Consider the following 1,157-nt stretch of genomic DNA (forward strand, 5'->3'; position numbering starts at 1 on the left):
AAGCAGCGTGAATCAGGGGCACGATTCACTTCGATGGGGGCAAGGGGCTGGTCGTCCACATGTACATCGCCATCGACGATTTTGACCGGATAGCGGGTCAGCCCATTCAGCGCTGGCGGTTCGCACACTTGACCGTCCTCGACCGTGAACATCGCCTTGTGCCACGGGCAAATCAGCCGACCATTGCAGACAATGCCTTCGTCCAACGGAGCCTGCGCGTGCGGACATTCGCCCTGATAGGCATAGACCCGTTCGCCGGCCCGCAACAGCACGATCTTCAGTGAGCCAATTTCAACGCGAGTACCGCGGTCTTCACGAAGGTCGGTAAAACGGGCGACGTTGTGCAGGGACATGAGCACTCTCCGGGGCGGGGTTTTCCGTTGGCGTCGACAGCGGCGGGAGAGCGTCAGTGAAACTGCGGCCCCGTCTGGCAGGCTCGACCCTTACAGTAAAGCAGTGAAATCGATTGCCCATCGGCACCTGTCCATCGACGCTCCAAGGAATGCTTGCGCTGCGTTACACGCCATGCAAACTGTCGCGACTCCACCTGACTGATGGCCTTTAACATGACGGATAGCAAACCCGACAGACACACTCCAAGCGCCCAGGACATCGTCGCTGCACTCGACCTGGAACCCCATGTGGAAGGCGGTTATTACCGCCGGACCTTTCAGTCTGATCAGCAGCCCATGGTCGAGACCGCAGGTGGTCGGCGTTATGCGATGACCTCGATCTATTACCTGCTGACGGACACGTCTCCCGTTGGCCACTTTCATTTGAACCGATCCGACATCGTTCACTACCACCACCTGGGCGATGCGATTCGATACTTCCTCATTTACCCGGACGGCACATTGAAAACCGTGGAGATGGGCAATGACGTCACTGCCGGGCAGTGCCTGCAATTGCATGTGCCGGGCGGTGTCTGGAAGGCTTCGCAGCTGATGGATGGACCAGCTGCTTACGGCTTGATCAGCGAAGCCGTTTCGCCGGGGTTTGATTTTGCGGATATGCAATTGGGCAGTCGGCACCGGCTCAACGAGCTGTTTCCAGAGCATTCGGCGCTGTTTGAGCGGCTGGCGCGAGAATAAAACAGTAAGACCAGCACCTACTCCGTAGCAGCTGTCGAGCCTGCGAGGCTGCGTTCGGCTGCGTAG

The 1,157-nt window shown here is 58.5% G+C and carries 2 protein-coding genes; one reads left to right on the forward strand and one right to left on the reverse strand.

Annotation, left to right across the window (positions count from 1 at the left end; all coding sequences use genetic code 11):
• The coding region (locus tag AC1DH9_RS29560) for a Rieske 2Fe-2S domain-containing protein (RefSeq protein ID WP_477809384.1) at positions 1–353 on the reverse strand (353 nt) is incomplete at its 3' end.
• A gap of 213 nt (positions 354–566) precedes the next feature.
• On the opposite strand from AC1DH9_RS29560, the gene AC1DH9_RS29565 reads away from it, so the two are divergent.
• Entirely contained in the window at positions 567–1,091 is a 525-nt protein-coding gene (locus AC1DH9_RS29565) for a cupin domain-containing protein (protein ID WP_427537123.1), read from the forward strand.
• The last annotated feature ends 66 nt before the right edge of the window (positions 1,092–1,157 follow it).

This window comes from Pseudomonas sp. 05T35 (assembly GCF_056396605.1).

Bases quoted from the DNA above. Each gene is read 5' to 3' on its own strand.
- AC1DH9_RS29565 (WP_427537123.1), top strand. From the start codon at position 567: ATGACGGATAGCAAACCCGACAGACACACTCCAAGCGCCCAGGACATC.